At 72.7% G+C, this 26314-nt stretch carries 32 protein-coding genes; 16 read left to right on the top strand and 16 right to left on the bottom strand.

The features are described from left to right. Positions 1 to 141 precede the first annotated feature (141 nt). Complete coding sequence (locus ACGFMK_RS19615; RefSeq protein WP_392764823.1) at positions 142 to 318, top strand: hypothetical protein; 177 nt, start codon at positions 142 to 144, stop codon at positions 316 to 318. Here the strand turns inward: ACGFMK_RS19615 and ACGFMK_RS19610 are convergent. Both ACGFMK_RS19610 and ACGFMK_RS19605 read right to left on the bottom strand, forming a co-directional pair. Next, entirely contained in the window at positions 315 to 1406 is a 1092-nt protein-coding gene (locus tag ACGFMK_RS19610; RefSeq protein ID WP_392764821.1) for a sensor histidine kinase, read from the bottom strand. The two genes, ACGFMK_RS19615 and ACGFMK_RS19610, sit on opposite strands and share 4 nt — an antisense overlap. Then, positions 1399 to 2073 carry a response regulator transcription factor gene (locus ACGFMK_RS19605; RefSeq protein WP_392764819.1) on the bottom strand — a complete coding sequence of 225 codons (675 nt, stop codon included), beginning with the start codon at positions 2071 to 2073 and terminating at the stop codon, positions 1399 to 1401. Before ACGFMK_RS19605 ends, ACGFMK_RS19610 begins: the two co-directional genes overlap by 8 nt. 86 nt (positions 2074 to 2159) lie before the next feature. Here ACGFMK_RS19605 and ACGFMK_RS19600 point away from each other — a divergent pair, with 86 nt between their 5' ends. Both ACGFMK_RS19600 and ACGFMK_RS19595 read left to right on the top strand, forming a co-directional pair. After that, positions 2160 to 2648 carry a M15 family metallopeptidase gene (locus tag ACGFMK_RS19600; RefSeq protein WP_392764817.1) on the top strand — a complete coding sequence of 163 codons (489 nt, stop codon included), beginning with the start codon at positions 2160 to 2162 and terminating at the stop codon, positions 2646 to 2648. Between the two features lie 82 nt (positions 2649 to 2730). Then, positions 2731 to 3123 (top strand): hypothetical protein, encoded by a 393-nt coding sequence (locus ACGFMK_RS19595; RefSeq protein ID WP_392764814.1) that lies wholly within the window; start codon positions 2731 to 2733, stop codon positions 3121 to 3123. 13 nt (positions 3124 to 3136) lie between these two features. Here ACGFMK_RS19595 and ACGFMK_RS19590 read toward each other — a convergent pair whose 3' ends face one another. The 4 genes from ACGFMK_RS19590 to ACGFMK_RS19575 are packed head-to-tail and all read right to left on the bottom strand — an operon-like array spanning position 3137 to position 6491. Next, complete coding sequence (locus ACGFMK_RS19590) at positions 3137 to 3484, bottom strand: STAS domain-containing protein (protein WP_392764812.1); 348 nt, start codon at positions 3482 to 3484, stop codon at positions 3137 to 3139. Beyond that, entirely contained in the window at positions 3481 to 4710 is a 1230-nt protein-coding gene (locus ACGFMK_RS19585; protein ID WP_392764809.1) for a PP2C family protein-serine/threonine phosphatase, read from the bottom strand. Before ACGFMK_RS19585 ends, ACGFMK_RS19590 begins: the two co-directional genes overlap by 4 nt. Then, positions 4710 to 5510 carry an alpha/beta fold hydrolase gene (locus ACGFMK_RS19580; RefSeq protein WP_392764806.1) on the bottom strand — a complete coding sequence of 267 codons (801 nt, stop codon included), beginning with the start codon at positions 5508 to 5510 and terminating at the stop codon, positions 4710 to 4712. The genes ACGFMK_RS19585 and ACGFMK_RS19580 overlap by 1 nt, the downstream gene beginning before the upstream one ends. A 27-nt stretch (positions 5511 to 5537) precedes the next feature. Continuing rightward, on the bottom strand, positions 5538 to 6491 hold the full coding sequence (locus tag ACGFMK_RS19575; RefSeq protein ID WP_392764803.1) for a GlxA family transcriptional regulator: 954 nt from the start codon (positions 6489 to 6491) through the stop codon (positions 5538 to 5540). 71 nt (positions 6492 to 6562) lie between these two features. On the opposite strand from ACGFMK_RS19575, the gene ACGFMK_RS19570 reads away from it, so the two are divergent. Further along, on the top strand, positions 6563 to 7282 hold the full coding sequence (locus ACGFMK_RS19570) for an alpha/beta fold hydrolase (RefSeq protein ID WP_392764800.1): 720 nt from the start codon (positions 6563 to 6565) through the stop codon (positions 7280 to 7282). Here the strand turns inward: ACGFMK_RS19570 and ACGFMK_RS19565 are convergent. Continuing rightward, positions 7260 to 8099, bottom strand: a complete 840-nt coding sequence (locus tag ACGFMK_RS19565) for an oxidoreductase (RefSeq protein ID WP_392764797.1) — start codon at positions 8097 to 8099, stop codon at positions 7260 to 7262. The genes ACGFMK_RS19570 and ACGFMK_RS19565 overlap by 23 nt on opposite strands. A 103-nt stretch (positions 8100 to 8202) precedes the next feature. On the opposite strand from ACGFMK_RS19565, the gene ACGFMK_RS19560 reads away from it, so the two are divergent. The 3 genes from ACGFMK_RS19560 to ACGFMK_RS19550 all read left to right on the top strand — a co-directional run bounded on the left by ACGFMK_RS19560 (position 8203) and on the right by ACGFMK_RS19550 (position 10500). Then, entirely contained in the window at positions 8203 to 9042 is an 840-nt protein-coding gene (locus ACGFMK_RS19560; RefSeq protein ID WP_392764794.1) for a helix-turn-helix transcriptional regulator, read from the top strand. A 77-nt stretch (positions 9043 to 9119) separates the two neighbouring features. Then, entirely contained in the window at positions 9120 to 9578 is a 459-nt protein-coding gene (locus ACGFMK_RS19555) for a GtrA family protein (protein ID WP_392764792.1), read from the top strand. A 25-nt stretch (positions 9579 to 9603) separates the two neighbouring features. Beyond that, positions 9604 to 10500 (top strand): LysR family transcriptional regulator, encoded by an 897-nt coding sequence (locus ACGFMK_RS19550; RefSeq protein ID WP_392764789.1) that lies wholly within the window; start codon positions 9604 to 9606, stop codon positions 10498 to 10500. Here the strand turns inward: ACGFMK_RS19550 and ACGFMK_RS19545 are convergent. From ACGFMK_RS19545 to ACGFMK_RS19535, 3 genes are all read right to left on the bottom strand, one after another. After that, positions 10497 to 11237 carry an SDR family oxidoreductase gene (locus tag ACGFMK_RS19545; protein ID WP_392764786.1) on the bottom strand — a complete coding sequence of 247 codons (741 nt, stop codon included), beginning with the start codon at positions 11235 to 11237 and terminating at the stop codon, positions 10497 to 10499. The genes ACGFMK_RS19550 and ACGFMK_RS19545 overlap by 4 nt on opposite strands. An 81-nt stretch (positions 11238 to 11318) precedes the next feature. Next, a complete protein-coding gene (locus ACGFMK_RS19540) occupies positions 11319 to 12116 on the bottom strand; it encodes a helix-turn-helix domain-containing protein (RefSeq protein ID WP_392764783.1) in 798 nt (265 codons plus the stop codon). Next, positions 12109 to 12672 (bottom strand): carboxymuconolactone decarboxylase family protein, encoded by a 564-nt coding sequence (locus tag ACGFMK_RS19535; protein WP_392764780.1) that lies wholly within the window; start codon positions 12670 to 12672, stop codon positions 12109 to 12111. Before ACGFMK_RS19535 ends, ACGFMK_RS19540 begins: the two co-directional genes overlap by 8 nt. Before the next feature lie 79 nt (positions 12673 to 12751). Between ACGFMK_RS19535 and ACGFMK_RS19530 the strand changes: the two genes are divergently transcribed. The 6 genes from ACGFMK_RS19530 (at position 12752) to ACGFMK_RS19505 (ending at position 19085) form a co-directional block, all read left to right on the top strand. After that, positions 12752 to 13639: an alpha/beta hydrolase gene (locus ACGFMK_RS19530; protein ID WP_392764777.1), complete on the top strand. Its 888-nt coding sequence runs from the start codon at positions 12752 to 12754 to the stop codon at positions 13637 to 13639. A 97-nt stretch (positions 13640 to 13736) separates the two neighbouring features. Then, a complete protein-coding gene (locus ACGFMK_RS19525; RefSeq protein WP_392764774.1) occupies positions 13737 to 17204 on the top strand; it encodes a ricin-type beta-trefoil lectin domain protein in 3468 nt (1155 codons plus the stop codon). 113 nt (positions 17205 to 17317) lie between these two features. Further along, on the top strand, positions 17318 to 17497 hold the full coding sequence (locus tag ACGFMK_RS19520) for a hypothetical protein (protein WP_392764772.1): 180 nt from the start codon (positions 17318 to 17320) through the stop codon (positions 17495 to 17497). Next, positions 17491 to 17946 carry a hypothetical protein gene (locus ACGFMK_RS19515; protein WP_392764770.1) on the top strand — a complete coding sequence of 152 codons (456 nt, stop codon included), beginning with the start codon at positions 17491 to 17493 and terminating at the stop codon, positions 17944 to 17946. Before ACGFMK_RS19520 ends, ACGFMK_RS19515 begins: the two co-directional genes overlap by 7 nt. 63 nt (positions 17947 to 18009) lie before the next feature. Next, positions 18010 to 18396, top strand: a complete 387-nt coding sequence (locus ACGFMK_RS19510) for an STAS domain-containing protein (protein ID WP_392764767.1) — start codon at positions 18010 to 18012, stop codon at positions 18394 to 18396. 47 nt (positions 18397 to 18443) lie between these two features. After that, positions 18444 to 19085, top strand: a complete 642-nt coding sequence (locus tag ACGFMK_RS19505; protein ID WP_392764765.1) for a PaaI family thioesterase — start codon at positions 18444 to 18446, stop codon at positions 19083 to 19085. Positions 19086 to 19537: 452 nt separating this feature from the next. On the opposite strand, the gene ACGFMK_RS19500 is transcribed toward ACGFMK_RS19505, so the two are convergent. After that, positions 19538 to 19873 carry a hypothetical protein gene (locus ACGFMK_RS19500; protein ID WP_392764762.1) on the bottom strand — a complete coding sequence of 112 codons (336 nt, stop codon included), beginning with the start codon at positions 19871 to 19873 and terminating at the stop codon, positions 19538 to 19540. A 232-nt stretch (positions 19874 to 20105) separates the two neighbouring features. Here ACGFMK_RS19500 and ACGFMK_RS19495 point away from each other — a divergent pair, with 232 nt between their 5' ends. Beyond that, positions 20106 to 20471 (top strand): hypothetical protein, encoded by a 366-nt coding sequence (locus ACGFMK_RS19495; RefSeq protein WP_392764761.1) that lies wholly within the window; start codon positions 20106 to 20108, stop codon positions 20469 to 20471. A gap of 4 nt (positions 20472 to 20475) precedes the next feature. On the opposite strand, the gene ACGFMK_RS19490 is transcribed toward ACGFMK_RS19495, so the two are convergent. The 3 genes from ACGFMK_RS19490 to ACGFMK_RS19480 are packed head-to-tail and all read right to left on the bottom strand — an operon-like array spanning position 20476 to position 23172. Then, complete coding sequence (locus ACGFMK_RS19490; protein WP_392764758.1) at positions 20476 to 21213, bottom strand: GAF and ANTAR domain-containing protein; 738 nt, start codon at positions 21211 to 21213, stop codon at positions 20476 to 20478. A gap of 45 nt (positions 21214 to 21258) precedes the next feature. Further along, a complete protein-coding gene (locus tag ACGFMK_RS19485; RefSeq protein WP_392764756.1) occupies positions 21259 to 21981 on the bottom strand; it encodes a GAF and ANTAR domain-containing protein in 723 nt (240 codons plus the stop codon). 39 nt (positions 21982 to 22020) lie between these two features. Continuing rightward, positions 22021 to 23172 (bottom strand): N(5)-(carboxyethyl)ornithine synthase, encoded by a 1152-nt coding sequence (locus tag ACGFMK_RS19480; protein WP_392764754.1) that lies wholly within the window; start codon positions 23170 to 23172, stop codon positions 22021 to 22023. Positions 23173 to 23316: 144 nt separating this feature from the next. Between ACGFMK_RS19480 and ACGFMK_RS19475 the strand changes: the two genes are divergently transcribed. Then, complete coding sequence (locus ACGFMK_RS19475; protein ID WP_392764751.1) at positions 23317 to 23760, top strand: DUF5994 family protein; 444 nt, start codon at positions 23317 to 23319, stop codon at positions 23758 to 23760. Here the strand turns inward: ACGFMK_RS19475 and ACGFMK_RS19470 are convergent. Further along, entirely contained in the window at positions 23752 to 24819 is a 1068-nt protein-coding gene (locus ACGFMK_RS19470) for a fatty acid desaturase family protein (RefSeq protein WP_392764748.1), read from the bottom strand. The genes ACGFMK_RS19475 and ACGFMK_RS19470 overlap by 9 nt on opposite strands. Before the next feature lie 172 nt (positions 24820 to 24991). Here ACGFMK_RS19470 and ACGFMK_RS19465 point away from each other — a divergent pair, with 172 nt between their 5' ends. Next, the gene (locus tag ACGFMK_RS19465; RefSeq protein WP_392764746.1) at positions 24992 to 25666 is read left to right on the top strand and encodes a DUF4386 domain-containing protein; all 675 of its coding nucleotides are present in this window, start codon (positions 24992 to 24994) and stop codon (positions 25664 to 25666) included. Here ACGFMK_RS19465 and ACGFMK_RS19460 read toward each other — a convergent pair whose 3' ends face one another. Then, positions 25667 to 26260 carry a TetR/AcrR family transcriptional regulator gene (locus ACGFMK_RS19460; RefSeq protein ID WP_392764744.1) on the bottom strand — a complete coding sequence of 198 codons (594 nt, stop codon included), beginning with the start codon at positions 26258 to 26260 and terminating at the stop codon, positions 25667 to 25669. Positions 26261 to 26314 lie beyond the last annotated feature (54 nt).

The raw sequence follows: 26314 nt of genomic DNA, 5'->3' as shown, positions 1-26314 counted from the left end.
ACAGCGATGTCGGCACGGGCGTCCGCGACCGGCACCCCCGACGCAGGCGACGTCCTGGCCCGCCACGTGCTCACCACCATCGCCGAGCGGCGCGGGGCAGCCTGAACCGGTGTCCGGTGACGCAGCGGGACCGCGGCGGCGATGTCGGCGCGCGCGACGCCGGCCTGGATCGAGACCACGCTGATCCCGGTGCTCACCGATCCCGCCCGGATCACAGCGATGTCGGCACGGGCGTCCGCGACCGGCACCCCCGACGCAGGCGACGTCCTGGCCCGCCACGTGCTCACCACCATCGCCGAGCGGCGCGGGTCAGCCTAGGTGGGCAGCTGCACCGTGACCCGCAGTCCGCCGCCGGGCCGGGCGGTCAGGTTGAGGATGCCGTCGTGGGCCCGGGTGATGCTCCGGACGATGGCCAGGCCCAGACCGACGCCGCCGTGGTCGTTGCGGATGCGTTCGGCGCCGCGCTGGAACGGCTCGGTGAGGGTCGAGACCAGCTGCGGGGTGAGTTTGTCGCCGGTGTTCTCGACGGTCAGCACGACGAACCCGGGACGGACGGCCGTGTCGATCTGCACGGTGCCGTCTTCGGGGCGGTTGTGGACGATGGCGTTGTGCAGGAGGTTCGTCGTCAGCTGCAGCAGGAGCGCGGGTGAGCCCCCGACCGGCGTCATGTCCCCGGACGTCCGGACCGTGACACCCCGCTTCTCCGCCAGGGGCAGCAGGGTTTCGGCGGCTTCCTCCGCGACGAGGGACAGGTCGACGCGCTCCGGGGTGAACGAGCGCTGGCCGCTGCGGCTGAGCAGGAGCAGCGCCTCGGTCAGCTCGATCGCGCGGGTGTTGACCGTGTGGAGGCGCTCGACGAGCTCGCCGCTGGGGCCGCCGGGATCCCTGCGGGCCACCTCGAGCAGGGCCTGCGTGGCCGCCAGCGGGGTGCGCAGCTCGTGGGAGGCGTTCGCCGCGAACCTCCGCTGCTCGCCGACGTGCGCTTCGAGCCGCGCGAGCATGGCGTCGAAGCTGTCGGCCAGTTCGCGGAACTCGTCGCTGCGGCCCTCCAGGTTGATCCGGTGGGAGAGCGAGCCGCTCGCGGACATCCGGGTGGCGGCGGTGATCCGGACCAAGGGGCCGAGCATCCGGCCGGCGAGTAGCCACCCGCCCAGCAGGCCGAACACCAGCAGGAACCCCGCCACCGCGGCCGCCCGCGGCAGGAACACGTGCAGGAGCGTCGACCGGACCGGGAAAACGCCGTTGAGCGCGGTGCTGTCGGGGACGTAGAGCATCGCCCGGTCGGGGACGTACCGCAGGAGGAACACCCACACCGCGGCCAGCAGCAGAGCCCCCGCGACCATGAGGAACCCGGCGTAGCTGAGGGTCAGCTTGAGGCGGACGCTCAGCCCCGGCGCCCTATTCACCCTCGCCCCCGGTCCCGATGCGGTAGCCGACCCCCGCCACCGTGGCGATCAGCCAGGGTTCGCCGAGCCGCTTGCGCAGGGTCGAGACCGTGATGCGGACGGCGTTGGTGAACGGGTCGGCGTTCTCGTCCCAGGCCCGCTCCAGCAGCTCCTCGGCGCTGATCACCCCGCCTTCGGCGGCGACGAGCACCTCGAGCACGGCGAACTGCTTCCTGGTCAGCGCGACGTAGCGGCCGTCGCGGTAGACCTCGCGGCGGAACGGGTCCAGCCGCAGGCCCGCGATCTCCCGCACCGGCGGCCGGTTGTGCGCCCGCCGCCGGTCGAGGGCCCGGAGCCGGAGCACGAGCTCCTGGAGCGCGAACGGCTTGGTGAGGTAGTCGTCGGCGCCGAGCTCGAACCCGGTGGCCTTGTCGTCGAGCCGGTCGGCGGCGGTGAGCATGAGGATCGGCAGGCCGCTGCCGGAGGCCACGATGTGCTCGGCGATCTCGTCACCGGAGGGGCCGGGGACGTCGCGGTCGAGCACGGCGATGTCGTAGGCGTTGACGCCCAGCAGCGCCAGCGCCGTGTCACCGTCACCGGCGATGTCGGCGGCGATCGCTTCGAGGCGCAGCCCGTCACGGATGGCTTCGGCCAGATAAGGCTCGTCCTCGACGATCAGCACGCGCATCCTCCGATGCTAGGAGGCGCCGCATATCGCCCGCATATCCGAAGCCGGATACGGGACGGCAACACCGCGCGCCCTTGGCTGGTGGCATGCCCGACTTCGAACCCGCCGTCCGGCAGGCCCTCGGCCCGGCCCACGGCGCCGTCCCCGTCCCCGTGCCGGTCTTCGACGACGAGACCCCGGCCGTGGCCAACCTCCATCCCGCGCTGCTCGGTGCCCTGCGCCGCGCGGCAGCGGACGCCGCACGCGACGGCGTCGGATTCGTCGTCAACGGTGGCTGGCGATCGCCGGAGTACCAGGAACAGCTGCTCCACGACGCCGTCTCGAAGTACGGCTCGGCCGAGGAGGCGGCCCGCTGGGTGGCCACCCCCGCCACGTCGGCGCACGTGCGGGGCGACGCGGTCGACGTCGGGCCCGCCGACGCGCGGGCCTGGCTGTCCGAGCACGGCGCCCGGTACGGGCTGTGCCAGATCTACCGCAACGAACCCTGGCACTACGAGCTGCGCCCGGAGGCCGTGACCGGCGGCTGCCCGCCCCTGTACCCCGACCCGACGCACGATCCGAGGATGCGGCGGTGACTACGGCAAATGACCGATGGTCAAGCGGGGCGTTTTCGGGCACGGTGGGAGGTTCAGGTCATTCGAGCCGAGGGAGGCCGGCGTGCCTCGTCGCCGCGTGCCCGAATCCGCCACCGAAGGCCAGGCCGGACGGATCTTCCTGCCCGTGATGCTGGTCCTGTTCGGGCTGGGCACGGCCGTTCTCCTGGTCGCCCGGATCCTCGTGCTGGTGGGCGAGCTGGACCACGGGGACGAGACGTCGCCGTGGTTCGTGCTCGCGCTGCTCGCCTCCGCGGTGCAGCTGATCGGCGTGCTCGCCGTCGCCGTCCGGCGGCGCTGGGGCGCGAAGATCCTGGCGGGGGCGTTCCTCGCGGAGGTGCTGCTCGACCTCGGGCAGGTCACCGGCGCGAGCGCGCTGCTGATCATCGCCAAGATCCTCGTCGCCGGCCTGCTCGCCGCCGCCGTCCTCGTCCGCTGGGACGACCTGGCCGCCTGACCGCTCAGTCCTTTTAGGATAGTCCGTCGCGGGCGGCCTCGATCGTGGCGTGCGCCGGGAAAAAGGCATCCAGGCCGATCAGCTTCAGGCTGCGCTGCAGCTGGCGGGGCACGCCGACGAGCGCGATCACGGCGTCGGCGGCCAGGGCGAGGTTGCGCGCGGCCAGCAGCGCCGAGATGCCGCTCGAGTCGCAGAACGCCAGCGCGGACAGGTCGACGACCAGCTGCTCGCCGCGGTGCGGGGTCAGCGCCTGGATCGCCTTCAAGGCGGTGGGGGCGGTGGCGGCGTCCAGCTCGCCGGTGAACGCGAGGACCGGGCCGGCGGGCTCCGTGCGCGTGGCGGTCGTGAAGCCCGGGGTCACGATGCCGTCTCCGAGGGGATGCTCAACGCGAGGAGGGCCGTGTCGTCCTCGACGCCGTCACCGAAGCTCGTCAGCAGGCCCTTCAATGCCGCCGTCACCGCCGGTGCCGTGGTCGGGGCGGGAGTCCTGAGGAACTCCCGCAGCTCCTCTTCGCTGTAGCGGGCCCGGCCGGACGACGTGCGGGCTTCGGTGAGGCCGTCGCTGTAGAGCAGCAGCGTGTCGCCGGGCGCCAGACGCAGGCCGACCTTGGTGAACCGGGCGTCGGGCACCGCGCCGACCAGCATGCCGCCCGGCGTGCCGACGAACTCGACGGTGCCGGCCGCCCGGATGAGGAGCGACGGCGGGTGCCCGCCGCCGGCCAGGGTGATCACGCAGCCGCCGGCTTCGGGGGTGAGCGAGCCGTAGACGACCGTGCAGTACCGCGGGTCGGTGCCGCGGAACTCCTGGTTCAGCACGGTGTTGAGGTTGCGCAGCACGCCGACCGGATCGGGGTCGTAGACGGCGGCGGCGCGCAGCGTGTAGCGGACCAGGGACGTCACGGCGGCCGCGACGGCGCCCTTGCCGGAGACGTCGCCGAGGAAGAAGCCCCAGGTGCCGCCGGTGAGCGGGAACAGGTCGTAGAAGTCGCCGCCGACCTCGTCGGCGGAGGCGGGGTGGTAGTGGGCGGCGACCTCCATGCCGGGCACCGCCGGCAGCGCCGGCGGGAGGAGGGTGCGCTGCAGGATGGCCGCGAGCCCGCGCGCCCGGTCGCGTTCGAGGTCGGCTTGGCGACGGGCGCGCAGCAGTTCCTCTTCGTAGGCGCGGCGGTCACGGGCGTCGAAGATCGTGCTGCGGATCAGCTGGGCGGTGCCGTCCGCGCCGTTCTTGACCGTCGAGGTCACGAGCACCGGCAGCCGGGTCCCGCCGGCGGTGCGCAGCTCCAGGGCCAGGCCGCCGGCCTCGCCGTGCATCGCCAGCATCGGCGCGATGTGGGTCTCGTGGTAGATCCGGCCGCCGACGGTCAGCAGGTCGGCGAACCGCCGCCGCCCGACCAGTTCTTCGCGGCGGTGGCCCAGCCAGCCGAGCAACGTGGTGTTGATCTTCGCGATGGTGCCGTCCATCAGCGTCGAGAGGTACCCGCACGGGGCGTGCTCGTAGAGGTCCTCGGCGCTGTCTTCGAGCAGGGCCGGGAACGCGTCCCCGACCGTGTCCTCGCTGCTGCCGTCGGCGTCCCCCGCCTCGCACATCACCGCGGGCTCGCGAACGCCAGGATCGCTTCGGCGGTCGCTTCCGGCGCGCTGAGCTGAGGGCAGTGCCCGGTCGCGTCGAGCGTCACCAGGGCGCTGCCGTCGATCTGCTCGTGCACGAACCGGCCGACCTCCGGTGGCGCGATGGCGTCCTGGGCGGTCTGGATCACCAGCGTGGGCACCGCGACCCGCGGCAGGTCGGCGCGGTTGTCGGACAGGAACGTGGCGCGGGCGAACACCCGCGCGATCACCGGGTCGGTGCGGCAGAAGCTGTCGGTCAGCTCGCCGCCGAGCTCGGGTCGCTCGGGGTTGCCCATGATGACCGGCGCCATGGCCGCCGACCAGCCCAGGTAGTTGGCTTCGAGCGACTCGAGCAGCTCGTCGACGTCCATCCGGCTGAACCCGCCGCGGTAGTCCCCGTCGTCGATGTAGCACGGCGACGGCGTGAGCAGCACCAGCTTCGCGAACCGCTCCGGCGCGCGGTTCACGGCCAGCACGGCGATCATCGCCGACACGGAGTGACCGACGAGCGTCACGTCGCGCAGGCCGAGTTCGGCGCAGATGTCCAGCACGTCCGAGGCGTAGGCGTCCAGGCCGGCGTACCGCTCCGCCGACCACGCCGAGACGTCCGACTTGCCCGCGCCGACGTGGTCGAACAACACCACCCGGAAGTGTTTCGCCAGCGCGGGGACGACGAGCCGCCAGAGGTTCTGGTCGCAGCCGAAGCCGTGGGCCAGCAGCACCACGGGACCGTCGGCCGGGCCGGTGACGACCACGTTGTTCCTGCTGCGCGCGTCCATCGGGACATCCTGCCAGGTGGCACGCGCTCAGCCCGCCCGGCCGAACGCGAACAGCCGCCGGTGCTCACTCGGGGAGACGTTCGTCGCGCGGCGGAACTGCGCCCGCAGGTTGGCCGGCGAGCCCAGGCCGACCTCCCGGGCGATCTCCTCGATCGGCAGGTCCGAGCTCTCCAGCAGCTCCTTCGCGCGGGCGATGCGCTGCTCGCGCAGCCACGACAGCGGCGGCACGCCCGTCCGTGCACGGAACCGGCGGTGGAACGTGCGCTCGGCCATGGTGACGCGCTCGGCCATGTCCCGCACCGACAGGTTCTCCCCCATCGCGGTGAGCATCCACTGCTGGGCGCGGGCGATGACGTCGTCCCCGGGCGGCACGACCTTCTTCTCGACGAACTGCCGCTGGCCGTCCGGCGCCCGCGACGCCATCACGACCCGCCGCGAGACGTGGCGCGCCGCCGCGGCGCCGAGGTCGCTGTGCAGGACGTGCAGGCACAGGTCGACGCCGGCGGTCACCCCGCCGGACGTCAGCACCGCGTCGGTGCCGGCGACGAGCAGCGACTGGTCCACCGTCACCGCCGGGAACCGCGCCGCCAGGTCGTCGCACAGCGACCAGTGGGTCGTCACCGTCAGCCCGTCGAGGACACCGGCCTCGGCCAGCGCGAACGCCCCGGAGCAGATCGAGATCATCCGGGCACCGCGGCGGTGCGCCGCGGCCAGGGCGCGCACCACCATCCCGGGCAGCCGCCGCCCGGCGGCGTCCGCGTACCCGGGCACGATCACCGTGCGCGCCCGGCGCAGCAGATCGAGGCCGCCGTCGGGCACGACGGACGTCCCGCCCGCGACCGGCACCGGCCGGCCGTCCACGGAAGCGGTCACCACGTCGTAGGCCTCCGGCGCTTCGCGGGCGAAGACGTGCAACGGGATCGCGTAGTCCAGCGGGAGGACTTCGTCGAGCAGGACGACGACCAGACGATGACGAGCCATGGCAGGATCGTAGCGCTGAGAGGCAGTCCTGCCACTGCTCGAGCACGCCGCGAAAGCCGAGACTTCCGTGCATGACCACCAAGACCGTTGTTCTCGTCCACGGCGCACTGACCGACGCTTCGGTGTGGCGCCGCGTCTGTCCGATCCTGCAGGCCGAGGGGCACGCGGTGATCGCGCCGGCGCTGCCTCTCCGCACCCTCGACGGCGACATCGCCTACCTGCGCCGCTTCCTCGAAACGCTGCCCGGGCCGCTGGTCGTCGCGGGTCACTCCTACGCGGGTTCGGTGCTCTCCGCGCCGGACGCGCTCACCGCGGCGGTGCGGGCGCTCGTGTTCGTCGCCGCGTTCCAGCAGGACGCCGGCGAGACGGCGGGTGAGCTGAACGGCAAGTTCCCGGGCAGCCTCCTCGGTCCCGGCAACCTGGTCGTCCGCGACTACCCCGGCGGCCAGGAGGCCTACCTGCGTCCGGAGATGTTCGCCCCGGCCTACGCCGCCGACCTCGAGCCGGCCGAGGCGCGGGTCCTGGCGGCCGCCCAGCGCCCGTTCGACCCGGCGGCGCTCTCCCAGAGCTTCGACGGGACGGCCACCTGGCGGACGCTGCCGTCCTGGGCCGTGGTCGCCACAGCGGACCGGTCGATCCCGACGGAAGCCCAGCGGTGGATGGCCGGCCGGGCGGGCTCGAAGGTCACCGAGGTCGACGCCTCCCACGGGGTTCCGCTCTCGCAGCCCGACGTGGTCGCCCGGGTGCTCGTCGAGTCCACAAAGGACGTCACAGCTCCGTACTCCGGCTGAGCTCCTCCCACCGGGCGAACTCACGCTGAAGGGACTCGATCTTGCCGCGGGCGACGGCGAGGGCGGCGGTGCCGAGCAGCAGCCGCAACGGCGGTTCGCCGGCTTCGAGCGCGGTGACGATCGCTTCGGCGGCGCGGGCCGGGTCGCCGGGCTGGCTGCCGTACGTGGCCAGCGTCGCTTCGCGGCGCTTGCCCGCGGTCTCGGCGTAGTCGTCGATGCGGGTCGCGGACTGCTTCATCGACGGGCCGGACCAGTTCGTGCGGAACGCGCCCGGCTCCACGATGGTCACCCCGATGCCCAGCGGCGCGACCTCGGCGGCCAAGGACTCCGACAAGCCCTCCACCGCGAACTTCGTCGCGTGGTAGTAGCCGGTGGCCCCGAACCCGGCCAGCCCGCCGAGGGAGGAGACGTTGACGACGTGGCCGGACCGGCGGGCGCGCATGCCCGGCAGCACGGCCCTGGTCACCGCGGCGAGGCCGAAGACGTTCGTGTCGAACAGCGCGCGGACCTCGGCGTCGTCGCCCTCTTCGACGGCGGCGAGGTAGCCGTAGCCGGCGTTGTTGACCAGGACGTCGATCCGGCCGAAGGTCTCCTCGGCCCCCTTGACCGCGGCGGTGACCTGCTCGGGATCGGTGACGTCGAGGGTGCGGGCCACCGCGCGATCGCCGTGGCGGGCGACGAGGTCCGCGACCGTCCGCGGGTCGCGGGCGGTGACCGCCGCGCGCCACCCGCGTTCCAGGACGCAGGTGGCCAGCGCGCGGCCGAGGCCGGTGGAGCAGCCGGTGATGAACCAGGCCGGGGATTCGGTGAGTGTCATGGGCTCCAGGTTCGGCCGGGACGTGCCGGGCCACCAGCCGCCGGGTCTTCCTGGGACCGCTGGTACCAGGCAGATCCGGCGGGCGCGGCGCACACTGGAGGGCATGGCGAAGGCGGAGTTCGGGCAGGCGGTGCGGCGCTGGCGTGACCGGGTCGCGCCGGAGACCGCCGGCCTGCCCGCCGGCGGGCAGCGGCGCGCGGCCGGGCTGCGGCGCGAGGAACTGGCCATGCTGGCCGGGATCTCCGCCGACTACGTCACCCGTCTCGAACAGGGCCGCGCGTCCCACCCGTCGAGCCAGGTCGTCGAGACACTGGCCCGGGCCCTGCGCCTGTCCGCCACCGAACGCGAGCACCTCTTCCACCTGGCCGGGCTCACCCCGCCCGGCCCCGGCACGGTGCCCGCCCGCATCACCCCGAGCGTCCAGCGCCTGATGGACCGGCTCGACGGGACGCCCGCCGCCGTGTTCGACGCGGGCTGGACGCTGCTGGTCGCCAACCCGGCGTACGCGGCGCTGATGGGCGACCCGTCCGGGTGGCACGGCCACGAGCGCAACGCCGTGTGGCGCAACCTGCTCGGCCCGGGCACCCGGGTCCGGCACACGCCGGAGTCGCAACGGGCGATGGAGGCCATGCTGGTCGCCGACCTGCGGGCGGCCGCCGGGCGCTACCCCGCCGATCGCGGGCTGCGCCGGCTGGTCGCCGAACTGCGCGCGGAGAGCGACCGGTTCGGCGAGCTGTGGGACTCCGGTGCCGTCGGGCACCACGAGACCGCCCGGAAGGTCGTCGACCACCCGCGGGTGGGCCCGGTGACGCTGGACTGCGACACGCTCACCGTGGCCGGCAGCGACCAGCGCGTCATGCTCTACACCGCCGAGCCCGGCACCGAAGACGCCGAGCGCCTCGCCCTGCTCACCGTCCTCGGCACGCAGGCACTCACGAGCTAGTGCGCAGGCGCGGCCCGGGACGTGATCGGCGCGCCTGGAAGACGTTCCGCGGCCGCGGGCGGGGCACCATCGGAGGCATGACCGACGCCACCCGGCCGCACGGAACCGCGCCCCGGCAGCTCGTCCGGCAGGGTGCGAAGTTCGTGCTGGTCGGGTCGACGGCCACGGCCGGGACGTTCGCCGTCTACTGGACGCTGCGCACGGTGCTGGCGCCCGTCGTCGCCACGTTGCTCGCCAACGCGGTGACGACGGTCGCCGGGACCGAACTGCACCGGCGGTTCACCTTTTCCCGCGCGAGCGCGATCCCGGCGCGCAAGGCCGTGCAGAACCTGGCGAGCTGGGCGTGGTCCAGCGGGTCGACGTCGGCGGGCCTGCTCGTGCTCCCGCTGCTCGTCCCCCGGCCGGGCGTGCTGCCGGAGAGCCTGGCCATCCTGGTGCTCAGCACCCTCGGCGGGGCCGGCCGGTTCGCCGCCCTGCGCTGGTGGGTGCGGCCACCGCACGAGGCCGGCCGGACCCGCGCGAGTCCCGTCCGGTGATCGCGGCGCCAGTACGCTTCGCGCCATGCACCTGGACCTGAACCTCCTCACGGCGCTGGACGCGCTGCTCGAGGAGGGCAGCGTGGCCGCGGCCGCGGATCGCCTGCACCTGTCCTCGCCCGCGGTGAGCCGGGCGCTCGGGCGGATCCGGCGGGTCACCGGCGACGAGATCCTGGTCCGCACCGGGCGGACGATGACCCCGACGCCGTACGCGCTGGCGATCCGGGCCCAGGTCCGCGATCTGGTGCAGCAGGCCGAAAGCGTGCTCGCGCCGGAACGGGAGCTCGACCTGGCCGCGCTCGACCGGGTGTTCACGCTGGTCTGCCACGACGCGATCACCACCGCGCTGAGCCCCGGGCTCATCGCCGCGGTTCGCCACGCCGCCCCCGGCGCCCGGCTGCGGCTGCTCGCCGAGTCCAGTGTGGACACCCACGAGCTGCGCCGCGGCCAGGTCGACCTCGAGCTCGGCAGCGCGGCCCCGGACTCCCCGGAGATCCGCTCGGAAACCTTCTTCGAGGACCGGCTGGTGCTCGTCGTCGCACCGGATCACCCTTTCGCCAAGCGGAAACCGACCCTGCGGCGCTACGCGGACGCGCCGCACGTCCGGATCAGCAGGCGCGGCCGGCTGCGCGACCCGATGGACGACGTCCTGGCCGGGCACGGCCTCGAGCGGCAGGTCGTCGCGACCGTGCCGACCACCACGGCCGCGCTCGGCGTGGTCCGGCTCGGCGAGTTCGTCACGGCGGTGCCGGAGGGCATGTGCGCGGGCGTGATCGAGGCACTGGGCCTGGTGATCGTGCCCCTGCCGATGCCCCGGCCGCCGGTGCCGCTGGTGGTGTCCTGGCACCAGCGCTACGAGAACGACAAGGCGCACCGCTGGCTGCGCGACCGGGTCCGCGAGGTGCTGGCGGAGATCGGTTAGCCCTGGACGGTGGGCCGGATCACCAGCTCACCGATCTCGACGTCATACGGCTGCTCCACCGCGAAAGCCACCGCACGAGCCACCGCGTCCGGCGCGATCGCGAACTCGTCGATGCCACGGCGGATCTCCGCGCGCACCTGCGGGTTGTCGATCGAGTCGGCCAAGTCGGTCCGGACGAAGCCCGGGGAGATCGCCGTGGTGCGCAACACCCCGTCGGTGGACTCTTGGCGGAGTCCTTCCAGCAGGGTGCGGACGGCGTTCTTCGTGGCGGCGTAGACCGCCATCGTGGGCGTGATCTTCAGCCCGGACGTCGACACCGTCGTCACCAGGTGCCCCCGGCCCTGCCGCCGGAACACGGGCAGGGCGGCGGCGATCCCGTGCAGCACGCCGCGGAGGTTGACGTCGATCATCGCCGACCAGCCCGCGACGTCGAGGTCCGCCACCGGGCCGATCTTGCTGATCCCGGCGTTGCCCACGAACACGTCGAGCCGGCCGAACTCCTCGACGGCCCGGGCGACGAGCCGTTCGACGTCGGCCTGGACGGTGACGTCGGTGGCGCAGGCGACGGCCCGCCCGCCGCGGGCGGTGATGTCCTCGGCCAGCTCGGCCAGGCGATCCGCCCGGCGCGCTCCGACGACGACCGCCGCGCCGCGTTCGGCGAGCAGGCGGGCCACGGCCTCGCCGATGCCGCCGCTCGCTCCCGTGATGGCGACGACCTTGCCCTCGATGCCTGACATGACACGCTCCCGTCGATTGCCGCGGACAAGTGTCCGCTTAAATCGACGTTAGCGGACACTTGTCCACTTGTCCATCGGGGCTCACTCCCCGGCGAGGTGCCGCGCGTGCTCCCGGGTCTCGTCGTTCATCGGGAAGAAGCACTCGATCCGCAGCTCCTGCAGCGTCACGTCCTGCGGGGTGCCGAGCGTCGTCACGGTGGAGAAGTAGTCGAAGCGCCGGTCGCCGCGGGCGTAGCGGATCGGCACGATCGGCAGCACCGGCGCCGTCGCGTCGAGCGACCGCAGCGACGCCGGCACCCCGGGGTAGTCCAGCACCTCGTCGAGGATCCGCTGGGCGCGCTCGTCGGTGATCCCGCCGATCGCCTCGCGACGGACGCGCCGGACCAGGGCTTCGGCGACGTCGGTCCAGTTCGTCACGTTCGGGCGGACGCCGTCGGGGTGGAACATCCGGCGCAGCACGTTCGACGGCCCGGGCGGGGTCGTCGAACGTCCGTCTTGGAGGAAGGCGAAGAACCGGCGGGCCGCGGTGTTGGTGTGCCGGATGTCCCAGTTCCGGTCCATCACCAGCGCCGGGAACGGCTCCTGCTGGGCGAGGATGGTTTCCAGCGCCTCGCGGACGGCGGCGAGCTCCGGGACGTCCCATGCGGACTCCGGGTACTCGGGTGCGAACCCGGCGCTGAGCAGCAGGGTGTTGCGTTCGCGCAGCGGCACGTCGAGCACCTCGGCGAGCTTCAGCACCATGGCGCGGCTGGGCTTCGCGCGCCCGGTCTCGAGGAAGCACAGGTGCCGGATCGACACCGCGGCCTCGGCGGCCAGCGCCAGCTGGCTCAGCCGCCGGGCGCCGCGCCAGTGTTTCAGCAGTGGGCCGATGTCAGACACCGTCCGAGTATCCCGCGGTCCACGCGTGCGGCCGCACGGCCGGCTCCAGCGGCGGCCGGGCGACGTTCGCGGTGTAGTTGGTCATCGTGGAGATCGCCACGCCGGTGATCACCTCGAACACCTGCTCCTCGGTGAAGCCGGCGGCGGTGAACGCCGCAACGTCCGCGTCGTCGAGGTGGCCCCGCTTGGCGATGAACGCGCGGGTGAGCGCCGACAGCGCGGCCATCCGCGGATCGGCCGGCCGTTCGCCGCGGCGCAGGGCCTCGACCACCTCCGGCTCGACGCCGTCCGCGAGCGACTCCAGGGTGTGGAAGGCGACCGCCCACTCGCTGCCGTTGGCGACGGCGTTGGACAGCAGCAGGACCTGCCGTTCGTCCGGGCCGAACGTGCCGCCGCCCCGGAAGTGCCCGAACGCGGAGAAGAAGGTGTTCAGCAGCGCCGGCGAGTTCGCCATGAGCCCCGCCGCGGCCGGCACGAACCCGAACGCCTCCTGGAGCACCTTCAGCGGCTCGGCTTCGGGAGCGGTTTCGACGGTGTGGATCGGATAACTGGTCATGCCACGAGTCTGCGACGGCGCCGGAGCCGAACCAATTCCCTCGGAGGTAAATGCCGCTCCTCCGTGCGAAGATCCGCGAATGGGCTTCTCTTCGACCGGACGGGTCGGCACCCCGGCCTTGGAGGTCGCGTACGAACACACCGGCTCCCCCGGCGCGGTCCCGGTGATCCTGCTTCACGGCTTCCCCTACGACGTGCGGGCCTACGACGACGTCGCGGACCTCCTGGCCGGCCGCGCGTGGGTGGTGGCGCCCTACCTCCGCGGGTTCGGCGCCACGTCGTTCCGCGACGCGGCCACCCCGCGGTCCGGGCAGCAGGCCGCGCTCGCCCAGGACCTGGTCGAGTTCATGGACGCCCTCGGCATCGGCACCGCGGTCCTCGCCGGGTACGACTGGGGCGGGCGCGCGGCGTGCATCACGGCCGCCGTGCACCCGGAGCGCGTGCGCGGCCTGGTCACCGTCGACGGGTACAACGTCCAGGACATCGCCGGCGCGAACGAACCCGCGAAACCCGAATGGGAAGCCACGTTCTGGTACCAGTACTACTTCCACTCCGAGCGCGGGCGCCGTGGTCTGGACCGCAACCGCGAGGAGCTGTGCGAGCTCCTGTGGCGGACCTGGTCGCCCACGTGGTCCGGTGCCGCCGCGGCCTTTCCGGCGAGCGCGCCGAGCCTGCACAACCCGGACTTCGTCGACGTCGTGATCCACTCCTACCGGCACCGTTACGGCCTGGCGGAAGGAGATCCGCGCCACCAGGCGCTGGAAGACCTGATCGCGCGGCAGCCGCCGATCACCGTGCCGGCGGTGATGCTGGAGACCGGCGCCGACGGCCTGCTCGGGCCGAGCTCGTCCGGCGACCGGGAGCACTTCACCGGGCCGTACGAACACCGGCTGCTCGAAGGCGTCGGCCACAACGCCCCGCAGGAGGCGCCCGCAGCGTTCGCGGTGGCGGTGGCGAGCCTGCTTTGACCGGCGGCTGCTGCATTCGGCGGCTGACTTGTCCTGTGGACAACCCCGACAGTGGATCAGCAACGGGATCAGGCGGAGCGTGGACAAGGGAGTGCGCGTGTTCCGAGCACAGTCGCTGAAGACGGTCCAGACCATCGTGGCGCTCCTGACCGGCGCCGTCACGTTCACCGGCGTCGCCGCCGCGCAGGAGGCGAAACCCCGGCTGGAGAGCCAAAGCGTCGTCCAGGACGGGCACGCGCGGTTCGAGGTGCTGTCGCCGACGCTGATCCGGCTCGAATACGCCGGTGACGACCGGTTCCAGGACCTGGCCACCTTCACCGCCGTCAACCGGTCGATCCCCGAACCCGCGTACACGACCACGGTGACCGGCGGCGTCCGCGAGATCCGGACCGCGAACCTGACGTTGCGGTACCGCCAGAACAGCGGCCCGTTCACCCGGGACAACACGTCGGTGCAGCTCACCGCCACGAACGTCACCGCGCAGCCGCTGTTCCCGTCGTACTGCGCGTTCGCCACCGCCTGCGAGGCCGAAAACGGCGTCCCGGGCGGCTCGGCGTCGACCGCCTACGACCACACCGGCAACACCGGCTCGGGCTTCCTCGCCGGGTTCACCTCGGTCGGGGACTCGCTCGCCCAGGACGTCTCCGCGGTCCCGTCGGCCGGGCAGTACCGGCTCACCGTCCGGTACGCGAACGCGCAGGGCGGCGACGGCCAGACCACCACCCGCACGTTGTCCACCACGGTCAACGGCGCGCCCGGGCCGAAGCTCTCGCTGCCGGCGACGTCGTCCTGGAACACCTGGGCGACCGCGTCGGTCACGGTCCCGTTGAACGCCGGGACGAACGCCGTCCGCATCGACCGCAAGTCCGGCGACTCGGGCAACGTCAACCTCGACAGTCTCGCCGTCACCACGACTGCCGGGGCCTACCCCGCCGCCGACACCTCGCTGCTCAGCACCGCCTACGGCGCCGGGCCCAAGTCCGTGCTCGGCGGCTGGGACCGCTCGCTCGACAACCCGGAAGCCGTCCCGACGCCGCAGCACCCCGGGCTGCTCGACCGCGACGGCTGGTACCTGCTCGACGACACGCGCTCTGCCGTGCTCAACGCCGACCGCACCGTCACGGACCGGCCGTCACACGGCGCGCAGCCCTACCAGGACGGTTATTTCTTCGGTTACGGCAAGGACTTCAAGCAGGGACTGGCCGACCTCAACACGCTCACCGGCGGCACGGCGCTGCTGCCGCGCTCCGCCTACGGCGTCTGGTTCTCGCGCTACTTCGCCTACTCCGACAACGACTACCGCACGTCGCTGCTGCCGAAGTTCCGCTCGACCTTCACCCCGATCGACTGGCTGGTCGTCGACACCGACTGGAAGTCGCCGTCGCAGTGGAACGGCTGGAACTGGAACACCGGGCTCTTCCCGGACCCGCAGGGGTTCCTGAACTGGACGAAACAGCAGGGTCTCGCCGTCTCGCTCAACATCCACACCTCCATCGCGGGCAACGACCCGAAGTTCGCGGCGGCGAACACGACCGCGGGCGGGCTGATCCCCGACGGCTCCAACTACGTGTGGGACTGGTCGAACCCCGCGCACCTGCGGTCCTACTTCGACCTGCACAAGCCGTTCGACGCCCAGGGCGTCCGGACGTGGTGGCTGGACTACTGCTCCGGCTGCGGCCGCTCGACGGCCTCGGACCCGGGCGTGGCGCCGGACAACTTCATCAACCAGGCCTACGCCGACCACGCGGCGGCCCAGGGCCTGCGCGGGTTCTCCTTCGGCCGCATCGGTGGTGCCGAGCAGGGCGGCATCCACAGCAGCTACCCGCTCGGCCCGTGGTCGGAACGCCGCAACACCCTCCAGTTCACCGGGGACACGCCCCTGAGCTGGGACATGCTGGCCTACGAAGCCCACTTCACGCCGGACGAGGCGGCGGCCGGGCTCAGCAACGTCAGCCACGACATCGGCAGCTTCCACGGCGGCCACCTGTCCGACGAGCTCTACGCCCGGTGGCTGCAGCTGGGCACCTTCCAGCCGATCGACCGGCTGCACTCCGACCACGGCGACCGGCTGCCCTGGGACTACCCCGGCGCGGCGGGCGACAGCGCGGAGAAGTTCCTGCGGCTGCGCGAATCGCTGGTGCCCTACACCTACACGCTGGCCAAGCAGGCCAACCAGACCGGCGTGCCGATCACCCGGCCGCTCTACCTGAACTACCCGGACCAGGACGCGGCCTACACCCATCCGCAGGAGTACCTCTACGGCGACAACGTCCTCGTCGCGCCGATCACCGCGGCCGGCGGCTCGGTCTCGGCGTGGATCCCGCCGGGCACCTGGACCGACTACTTCACCGGCACCGTCTACACCGGACCGTCGACGGCGACGATCACCAAGCCCCTGTCGGAGATGCCGGTGCTGGTGAAGGCCGGTGGCGTCGTGCCGATCCGCACGAACTACACCGACAACGCCGCCGCGCCGCTCGACCAGCTGACCCTGAACGTGACCGCGGGCTCCGACGGGAGCTTCTCGCTGTACGAGGACTCCGGCGAAGGCGCCGGCGCGTCGTCGACCACCCGGTTCGGCTGGCAGGACGCGGCGAAGACACTCACCGTCGACCCGGCCACCGGCAGCGCCCCGGCGCGGGCCTACACCCTCCGGCTGGCCAACTCGGCCGCGCCCACCGCGGTTTCCGTCGACGGCCAGCGGCTGCCCGAGACGGCGTGGGCGTACAACACCAACTACCGCACGGTCACGGTGTCGACGGCGAGCCTGCCGTCGAACGTGCGGCACACCGTCACGCTGACCGGCACGGCTTCCGGCAACCCGGCCGCCGGCCAGGTGACCGGGCGCGGCGGCCGCTGCCTGTCCGTCCACAACGGACAGACGGCCGTCGGGACGCCGCTGGAGCTGGCCGCCTGCGACCACACGGCGGGCCAGCAGTTCACGCCGCCGTCCGCCGGCGTGGTGCACGTCCTCGGCAAGTGCCTCGACGTCGCCGGCGGCGGGACGGCCGCGGGGACCCCGGTCCAGCTCTACACCTGCAACGGCTCGGCCGCGCAGGCGTGGAGCCTGACCAGCGCGGGCAAGCTGGTGAACTCGACCCGCTGCCTGGCCGCGACGACGGCGGGCGACGGGATGCGCCTCGCCGACTGCGCCGACACCCCGGACCAGGCGTGGCAGTTCCCGCCCGGGCCGGTCACCGGCCCGGCCGGGCTGTGCGCGGACGTGGCCGCCGCCTACCCCGCGTCGGGCACCGCGGTGCAGCTCTACGGCTGCAACGGCTCCGACGCCCAGCGGTGGAGCGCGCCCGGCGACACGTCGCTGCGGACGCTGGGGAAGTGCCTCGACGTGCCCAACGCGAGCACCGCGAACGACACGCCCGTCCAGCTGTGGGACTGCAACGGAACCGCCGCTCAGCAATGGGCCGCGGCGCCGGGCGGGGCGCTGCGCAACGCCGCCTCGGGGCGGTGCCTGGACGACCCGGACAACGCGGGCCAGGCCGGGGACCGGCTGCGGATCCACGACTGCAACTCGACCACCGCGCAGCGGTTCACGCTGGGCTCGTGACCACCGCTGCGGCGGGCGCCGGCGAGCGTTAAACTCCAGGAGGAACACGACGTAGAGGCAACCCCGGACCCCGGTGGCCGAACACGCACCACTTCGCCGATCGGGAGCAGCTGATGGCCGGCGTCCAGCACGCGACGAGACCCCTCCTCACCCCGGAGTTCACCCGGCGCGCGGCCTGCGCCTGGATCCGCGCGGCCGACGCCGGGCTGATCGACGCCGCCGAGCTCGACTGGCTGCTCAGCCACCTGCCCGGCGACCAGGCCCGGACCGGCGTCCAGGCGAAGGAATGCTGACCACGGCCGCGTGGCGCTCCGCCGTTCCCGAACTGCCCGAGCGGATGCTGACGTTGGTCTACCGCGTCGCGAAGCAGACCGGGCGGTCGCCGCGGACGAGCACCGCGTTGTGCCGCCGGGTCCTCGGCGCGGCACCGGAGCTGGACCGGCGGTGCCGGGACACGGCCGCCGGGCGGCGGGTGCGGGCCCGCGTGCTGGTGGCGCTGCGGGCGGACCTGGCCCCGCGGATCGACCACGCCCGGCTCGACGCGGCCCTGCACGACGCGGTGCTGCTCGACGAGGTGACGCTGCTGCCGCCCCGCCAGCGCTTCGCCCTGTGGTCCACCGCGGTGGACCACCTCACCACCGCCGAGCTCGCCACCCGCACCGGCTGGACCCCGCCCCAGATCGCCCGGCTGCTGCGGGCCGGGCTGCGGACCGTGACCTCGGGCGCGGCGCTGCCCGAGTGACGGCGAGCACCGGAACCCGGGCACCACGCTGCGGCCACCGGGCGGCCGGGAGAGACTTGTACCGTGCCCAGCAACGAACCCCCCGAGCCGCTGGTGATCCCCGACGAGCAGCCGGCCTTCCAGTGCAGTGTCAGCCGCCGCGGTGACGCCGTGATCGTCGCCGTGTCCGACGAGCTCGACCTCTTGACCGTGCCGGAGTTCAGCCGGACCCTGACCGCCGTCCAAGCCGCCGCGGCCGGGCCCGTCGTGCTGGACCTGACCGGGGTGACCTTCCTCGATTCGAGCGGCATCAACGCCATCGTGCGGGCGAGCCGCGACGCCGACGACGCCCCCACCGGGCTGCGCGTCGTCGCCGAGGGTCCCACCGTGCTCAAGACCATCCGGCTGGCCGGCGCCCACGACCTGATCACCCTCGCCCCGAGCGTGGACGACGCCCTGAACATGCGCTGAGTCCTGCTAATGTGGAACATGTTCTAGTTTCCCCGGGCGGGAGGGCGATGGCCGAACCACAGCTCAGGAGCGCTTTCCCGGTGGTCACCGGCGTGCCGCCCGCGCGGGCCTTGCTCGGCGCCCGGATCCGGGAGCTGATCGACGCCACGGTGTGCGTGCGCGACGAGGACGGTCTCGCCGCCGCAGCAGCGCGCGTCGAAGTGGTCACCGAGACACTGCGCGCGGCCGGCGGCGAGCCGCCGCTGCTGCTCGCCGCGCTCGAAGGCGGCGGCCACCTGAGCGTCAACAACCCGGTCGAAGGCCCGGGAAACCCGCTGGCCCCGCCGGTGTCGTGGATCCACGTCGGGCCGGACGCGGTCCGCGCCGAGGTGGTCCTCGGCCCGGCGCACGAAGGCCCGCCCGGCCGCGTCCACGGCGGCTGGGTCGCGGCGATCCTGGACCACGTCCTGGGCCGCGCCACCGCCGCGGCGGGCTTCCCCGGCATGACGGCCTCCCTGACGGTCGACTACCGCCACGGAACCCCCTACGGAGTCCCGCTGACGGCGGAAGGCCGCCTCACCACCCGCGACGGCCGCAAGCTCCACGCCACGGGCGAACTACGAGCGGGAGACCTGGTCTGCGCCACGGCGACCGCGCTGCTGGTCCAGTTCCGCCCAGGCCAAACCCCCACCCCAGCTCCACCTTCCTGACCCCACGCCCACCTCGCCGCGTGTCGTCCCCCAACCACGCGAGCCGCCCCTCCAGGCACACCAGCCGACTGCCTCACCGCGAGTCGACCCCCCAACCACGCGAGCCGCCCCCCTCACCGCGTGCCATCCCCCAACCACACGAGTCGACCCCCAACCCCGCGAGCCGACCCTCCAGGCACGCGAACCGACTGCCTGGCCGCGTGTCGTCCCCCTAACCACGCGAACCGACCGTCCAAGTGCGCGAGTCGTCCGCCCAGGTACGCGAGTCGTCCGCCCAAGTACGCGAGTCGTCCGCCCAAGTACGCGAGTCGTCCGCCCGAACAGCCAGACCGACCACCGGGTACACGCCAAAGCTGCGGAAACCCGGGCGCCGCCCCACGGTGCCCCGGTGGTCGTGAGTGGCAAAGAGGGTTCTAACCCTTCTGAACACTCACGACCCCGGTGACCACTCGCTAGGTCGCCGGGCCGCGGCTCGGTAGCTCGACCACCACCGTGCCGTGCTCGTCCACCTCTCCGGCCGGCGCGGCCGGCGGAACCAGCGGGGCCAGCGGGGTCGGGGGAATCGGCTCGCCCGGGGGGCGGGCGTCGAGGATGTCCGTGGCGCGGATCAGGCGCAGCGGGGTGTCCGGGGTGGCGCAGAACGGGCGGACGCGGACCCACGTCGTGCTGGTGTGCTCGTCGCGCAGGGTGGGGCCGGCGATCGTGCCGATGCGTTCGCGAGAGGCGCCCGCACGCTCTCCTCGCCCCCGGTAACGGACCTGCCAGCCCGGTGGGTAGCCCTCGGCCATCTCGTCACCCCGCTCAGTCGACGGTGCTCCGGGCGCCGGGGTCCGGGGCGCGCCATCCAGCCTAAGCCTGGGCGCGGCGCCTGGCCCTCAGCCAGGTGGGTGGTTCCGTCGGAGTCCTTTGAGGACAGATGTCACCCGGCCGGGGTTCGGCTAAGGTCGTCATCACGCCCCGGACCTCGGCGCTCGTTCCTCCGACGGCGGCCGGCGCCGCCCCGAACGGCTGAGGCGAACCATGCTCACACGCGTGCTCCGGGCGGCGGCCGCCGTCTTCGCGGCGATCGTCCCGCGACGCCGGGAACCACCACAGCAGCGCGGCCTCGGGCCGGCCGCCGAGGACGTCATCGCCGCGGTCACCCTGCCCCCGCCGTCCCGGCCGGTCGCCGAACTCAGCACCGACGAACTCTGCACGGCTTGGCGGCGCAGCTACTTCCAGCTGCTCGTCGCGCGGGACGCCCCGGCCCGCCGGAGCACGGTGCAGCGCCGGCAGGACTACCTCGACGAGATCGAACGGCGCGACCGCCGTGGCTTCGTCCGCTGGCTCCACAGCGGCGCCCGCGCCGGCGGCGACCCGGCGCCCTACCTCAGCACGAAGCGCTGAACGCTCACCGGCGCGCCTGCCTCGCCAGCACGATGGCGGGATCCAGCGCCCGCTCGGCCAGCGCGCGGGCGACGTCGCTCAGCCGAAGGCTGTTGCTGCGGGCGTAACCCCGCAACGCGCCGAACGCGCCGTCCATGGTGAGCCCACCGGTCACGGCGAGCACGCCCTTCGCCTGTTCGATGGTCACCCGGCTGTTCAACGCGGTCTGCAGCTGCTCGGACATCGTCTCCCCGTGCCGGACGGCCCGCTCCTGGAGGATGCCGATCGTCGCGGTGTCGGCCAGCCCCTGCGCCAGGTCGACGTCGTCGGACCCGAGCTCACCCGGCCGGGTGCCGAACAGGTTCAGCGCGCCGATGGTCTGCCGGCGCAGCCGCATCGGCAGCGCGTGCACCGAGGCGAACCCCTGGTGGGCGGCTTCGGCGGCGAACCGCGGCCACCGCGCGGCCTGCGCGGCGACGTCGGCCACCAAGACCGGCGCGTGGCCCGCGAAGCACTCCACGCACGGGCCCTCGTCGCTGCTGAGCTGGAAGAGCTCGAGCAGGCGCGCCTGTTCGGTGGACGACGCGAGGACCTGCAGGCTGCCGCGCTCGTCGACCAGCGTCAGGCCGGCCGCGGCGACGTCGAGCAGGTCCACGCAGCGCAGCACCAGCGTGTGCAGCAGGTCGGCGACGTCGAAATCGTCGACGAGCGTGTCGGCCAGTGCGACGAACGTCCGGGTCACCTGTCGTTCACGGTCGGCCATGCCCACCATCTCCTGATTGCTCGTCGGTTCTCTTCATGGTGGTCCTCACCGGGGCTCCCGGTCCAACCTGAGCCGTCCGGCCACGATGTCGGCGGCGACGTCGCGCAGCGCGCGGCCGTGCCCGAACGCGTGGGCCCGCATCCGGGCCAGCGCCTCCGCGGCGGGCAGGTCCAGTTGCACGATGAGCATCCCGGTGGCCTGGTGCACCTCCCGGTGCCGCATCCCGGCACCCTCCATCCACCGGCCGTCCCCGTCGAGCCACCGGTCGCCGCCGAGCAGGCCGGACAGCGCCAGCGCGGCGATGTCGGCCACCTGCAGCGCCGTGGCGAGCTCGGCCGCGGTGAGCGACCCCGGCGTCGCCCGGTAGGTGTCCAGGGTCGCGACGCGCACCACCCCGATCTGCAGCGGGAAGGTGAACAGCGCCGCGACCGGCTGCTCGGCGGCCTGGGCGGCGAAAACCGGCCAGGCCGACGGCAGCGTGGCCGCGAGATCGGGGTGCAGCACCGGGCCGCCCAGGGAATAGGCCTCGAAACACGGCCCTTCGCCCAGGGTGAACTGCAGTTCGGCCAGCACGGCGCTCACCGTGTCACTCGTGTAGACGACTTCGCGGCGCCCTGCGTCCGCCATCACCGAAACGGCGGCGCCGTCCACCGGGAGCAGCCGGACGAAGGCCCGGCAGACCTGGCCGACGACGTCGACACCGCTGTCCGGCTGACCTTCCGCGAGCGCGGCGAGCACGCTGACGCGCAGGGCGTCGAGCTCAGCCACCGACCTCCCGCCACCGCATTCCGCCTCCTGCCCGGAACCCTACCCCGCGAGGTGCGGGTACACCGGCGAGCGATGCTGGAAGGCCAGGATCGCCGGGTTCCGGATGACGCCGTCGCGGATTTCCACCGCGCGCCGGACGGTTTCGTGACCGTCCCATGCGGACGGTCCGCCGAGCACCGGCCGCAGGAGCGGGAGCAGGGCCGCGCTGATCTCCCACGTGGCCGAGTTCCAGAGGTAGGACGGGCTGTGGTCCACCGCGTAGTAGGTGATCCCGTCCCCGACGGTGAACGCCGGATGGGTGAACGTCGTCGGCTTCGCCCAGCTGAAGCCCATCCCCTCGTCGCAGGAGACGTCGACGATGAGGCTGCCCGGGGCGAAGGCGGCGAGGTCGTCCTCGATGAGGAACGTCAGCGGTTCGGCGGTGTCCTGCAGGACGCAGTTGACGACGATGTCGTGCTCGGCGAGGAACCCGGCGAGCGGCACCCGGCCCCGGTCGGTCAGGGCGTGGCTGCGCCGGAGGTCGCCCGGGTTGTTCTCGTCGTGCTCGAAGTGCACCATCGTCGCCGAATGGATCGGCGAGCCGACCGCGGTGACCCCGCGGCCGGTGAGGACGTGCACGTCGTGCACCCCGTGGGCGTTGAGCGCGGTCACCGAACCGCGCGCCGTCGCGCCGAAGCCGATCACGACCGCCTTCAGCCGGCGGCCGTAGTCCCCGGTCGAGCCGGCCAGCTGCAGCGCGTGCAGCACCGAGCAGTAGCCGGCCAGCTCGTTGTTCTTGTGGAAGACGTGCAGGCCGAACGAGCCGTCGCGGTTCCAGTGGTTCATCGCCTCGAAGGCGATCAGCGTCAGCTTGCCGTCGATCGCCAGCTGCGTCAGCTCGGTGTCCTGGACGCAGTGCGGCCAGCCCCACAGGACCTGGCCGGGCCGCAGTTCGGCGACGTCCTCCCGCAGTGGCTTGGCGAGCAGCAGGACGTCGCACTCGGCGACAAGCTGCTCGTGGGTGCGGAATCCGCCGACGAGGGCGGCCAGCTGTTCGTCGGGCATGCCGAAGTCTTCGCCGTAGCCGTGTTCGAGGAAGATGCGCTCGCGCAGATCGCTTTCGATCTGCGCGAAGTGGCGGGGGTGAATGGGGAGCCGGCGTTCGTTCTCCTTGCGGGAACGCGAGACGACGCCGAGGGTGAGCTGGTCCACGAGGGCCCCTTTGCTAGACCCCAGTTCTAACACACGGTGTAGGGTTCGAGGTGACCGAGAGCATTTCGCGCGCGGGCGCTCGAGCCCGCGCCGTCCTCGGGCACGTTCCGGCCGCGATCGGCAGCCGGAGACGGGAGCACCGGCATGACGTCGGGCCCACACACAGTCACCGCCCCCGCGGCCGAGGAGCACGCGCTCCGGCTGCGGTTGAAACCGAAGGGCCCCACGACGGGGTACGTCGACGGCGCGTGGTGGCCACGATCGGCCGACCTGGTCGGCGAGCTGCCGGAGCTGTTCGCCGTGCTGGCCGTGCGCCTGGGCCGGATCGAACGGGTCACGTTCCACCTCGGCGACTTTTCCGAGCCCCCGCGCCGGATCGTGTACGACGGCGAACGGGTCCGGCTGGAAGGGTTCCGCGCGCAGCGACCCGGGACGGTGACCGTGATCGGCGCGTCGGACCGGCATCGGGTGACGCTCCTGACCGTGCCGTCGGACACCGACCCGGACGTCGCGCACGACGTGCAGATGACCGCCGCGCACCGCGACAACACCGACACCGTCGAGACGCTGCGCGACCGTCTAAAGTAGACGGCCCGGCAGGGCGAGGCGGAAGATCTTGCGGACGACCGAGCCGAGCTGCCGCGACAGCGATCCCGTGTTGTAGGGCAGGCCGTGGTCTTCGCAGATCTCCCGCACTTCGCCGGCGATCCGCGGGTACCGGTGGCTGGGCAGGTCGGGGAACAGGTGGTGCTCGATCTGGTGGCTGAGGTTCCCGGACAGCACGTGGAACAGCGGGCTGCCGGTGATGTTCGCCGAACCCAGCATCTGGCGCAGGTACCACTGGCCCCGGCTTTCGTCTTCGCTCTCCTCCTCGGAGAAGACCTCTGCACCGTCGGGGAAGTGGCCGCAGAAGATGATCGAGAACGCCCAGAGGTTGCGGATCACGTTGGCGGTGACGTTCGCCGTCAACGTCAACGGCGCCAGCGGCCCGGTGAGCAGCGGGTAGACGACGTAGTCGCGCCCAGCCTGTCGCGCGGTCTTGCGCAGCATCGGTTTCAGCAGCGGGAGGACGTCCCGCCAGCTGCGCCGCCGCTGCACGATCCGGTCGACTTCGAGGTCGTGCAGCATGATCCCGTACTCGAAGAACACCGCCTGCGCCGCCGCGTAGAGCGGGTTGCCGAGGTAGTACGGGTGCCACGGCTGGTCCTCGGTGATCCGCAGGATGCCGTACCCGACGTCGCGATCCTTGTCGAGGATGTTCGTGTAGGTGTGGTGCATGAAGTTGTGCGAGCGGCGCCACTGCTCGCCGGGACAGACCATGTCCCACTCGAAGGTCCGCGAGTTCAGCGCCGGGTCCTTCATCCAGTCGTACTGGCCGTGCATGACGTTGTGGCCGATCTCCATGTTGTCGAGGATCTTCGACACCGCGAGCGCCGCCACCCCGCCCAGCCACGCGGGCGGGAACCAGCCGGCGAACAGCAGCACGCGGCCCGACACCTCGCAGAACCGTTGCACGGCAACGACGTTGTGGATGTAGTCGGCGTCTTCCGCGCCCAGCTCCCCGGCGACGCGGGTGCGCAGCTTGTCCAGGGCGGTGCCGATCTGCTCGATCTCGACGGGATCGAGCTCCCGGTGCGTGGTGGTCATCAAGCGTTCTCCTCGGGCCGTTCGACTGCGGTCGCCGTGGTCCGGGGCGAGCCCCCAGCGTAGGCGCGTCCGCCGCGCCCGCGCTCGGCCAGGTGGGTGGTCCCGGATCGTTTCCACCGGTGCCACACGCGCGTAACGTGGCGCACCGGAGACCCGACAGCCGGAGCGGCACATGGACTCGTCGAGGAAAACCGCGCTCGTCGCGGGCCTGCTCTACCTGCTCACCTTCGTCTCGATCCCGACTCTCGCGCTGTACGGCCCGGTGCGCGACCGGAACTACGTCACCGGCCCCGGGCCGGACACCGCCGTGATCGTCGGCGGGATCCTGGAGGTCGTCGTCGCCTTCGCCGGCGTCAGGACGGCCGTCGTGCTGTTCCCGATCTTGAAGCGGCAGAACGAATCCGCCGCGCTGGGCTTCGTCGGCGCGCGGACCCTGGAGGGCGCGGCGATCGTCGCCGGCGTCGCGTGCCTGCTGACCGTCGTGACGTTACGACGGACCGGGGCCGGCGCGGACGCCGTCGTCGGCGGCCAGGTGCTGGTGGCGTTGTACGACCGGCTGTTCCTGCTCGGGCAGAGCCTGATGCCGGTGGTGAACGCGCTGCTGCTCGGCTCGCTGCTGTACCGGGCCCGGCTGGTGCCGCGCGCCCTGCCCGTGCTGGGATTCGTCGGCGCCCCACTGCTCCTCGCGGCCACGCTCGCGACGATGGCCGGCGCCGTCGAGCGGGACGCGCCGGTGGTCGCCCTCGCCGCGCTGCCGATCGCGTTGTGGGAGTTCTCGCTGGGGATCTGGCTGGTGGCCAAGGGGTTCAAGCCCTCACCCGTCCTACCCGAGGCGGCGGTGGCGTGATCAGTCCGCGACGGCGGCGTCGACCAGGGCGGCGGCGACCGACCGGGCGGCCGACTCGGCACTGGGGTCGCGGTCCATCCACGCGCTGATGCCGGCGCCGTCGTACAGCACCACGAGCTGCTGCGCGAGCAGCTTCGGGTCTTTCGCGTGCGCCTGCCTCGCGAGGTCGAAGAAGAGGGCGTGCAGCCAGGTCCGGTAGTCGGCCGCGGTCTGCTCGACCACCCCGCCCGGCGGGGCGTCGGCGCTCGCGCTGACGAACGCGCAGCCGCGGAAACCCGGCTCGGTGAAGGAAAGGCCCTGCACCTCGAACGCACCGACGAGACGCTCTTTCGCGGTGGCGTAACGGGTTTCGAGCTCGCGGGCCATCCGGTCGGCGGTGGCGGCGTGACGCGCCTCCAGGTACGCGCGGACGAGGCCGTCCTTGCTGCCGAACGCGCTGTAGAGCGTCGCCTTGGCGACCCCCGCGTGCTCGATGACCCGGTCGATCCCGACCGACTGCACACCCTCGGCGTAGAACAGCTCGTCGGCGGCGGCCAGCAGCCGCGCCCGCGCGGCCGCGCTGCGCTCCCGCGGTGACGGTGCCTTCTCGGACATGCGCACACCATAGCAGACAGGTCGGTCTGTCTGAGCTGAGGCGAGGATCACGCT

The organism is Amycolatopsis sp. NPDC049252, from assembly GCF_043197175.1.
GTDB lineage: Bacteria > Actinomycetota > Actinomycetes > Mycobacteriales > Pseudonocardiaceae > Amycolatopsis.
Note: the sequence above shows the minus strand (reverse complement) of the source record. Positions and strands in the feature narration are given on the sequence as shown.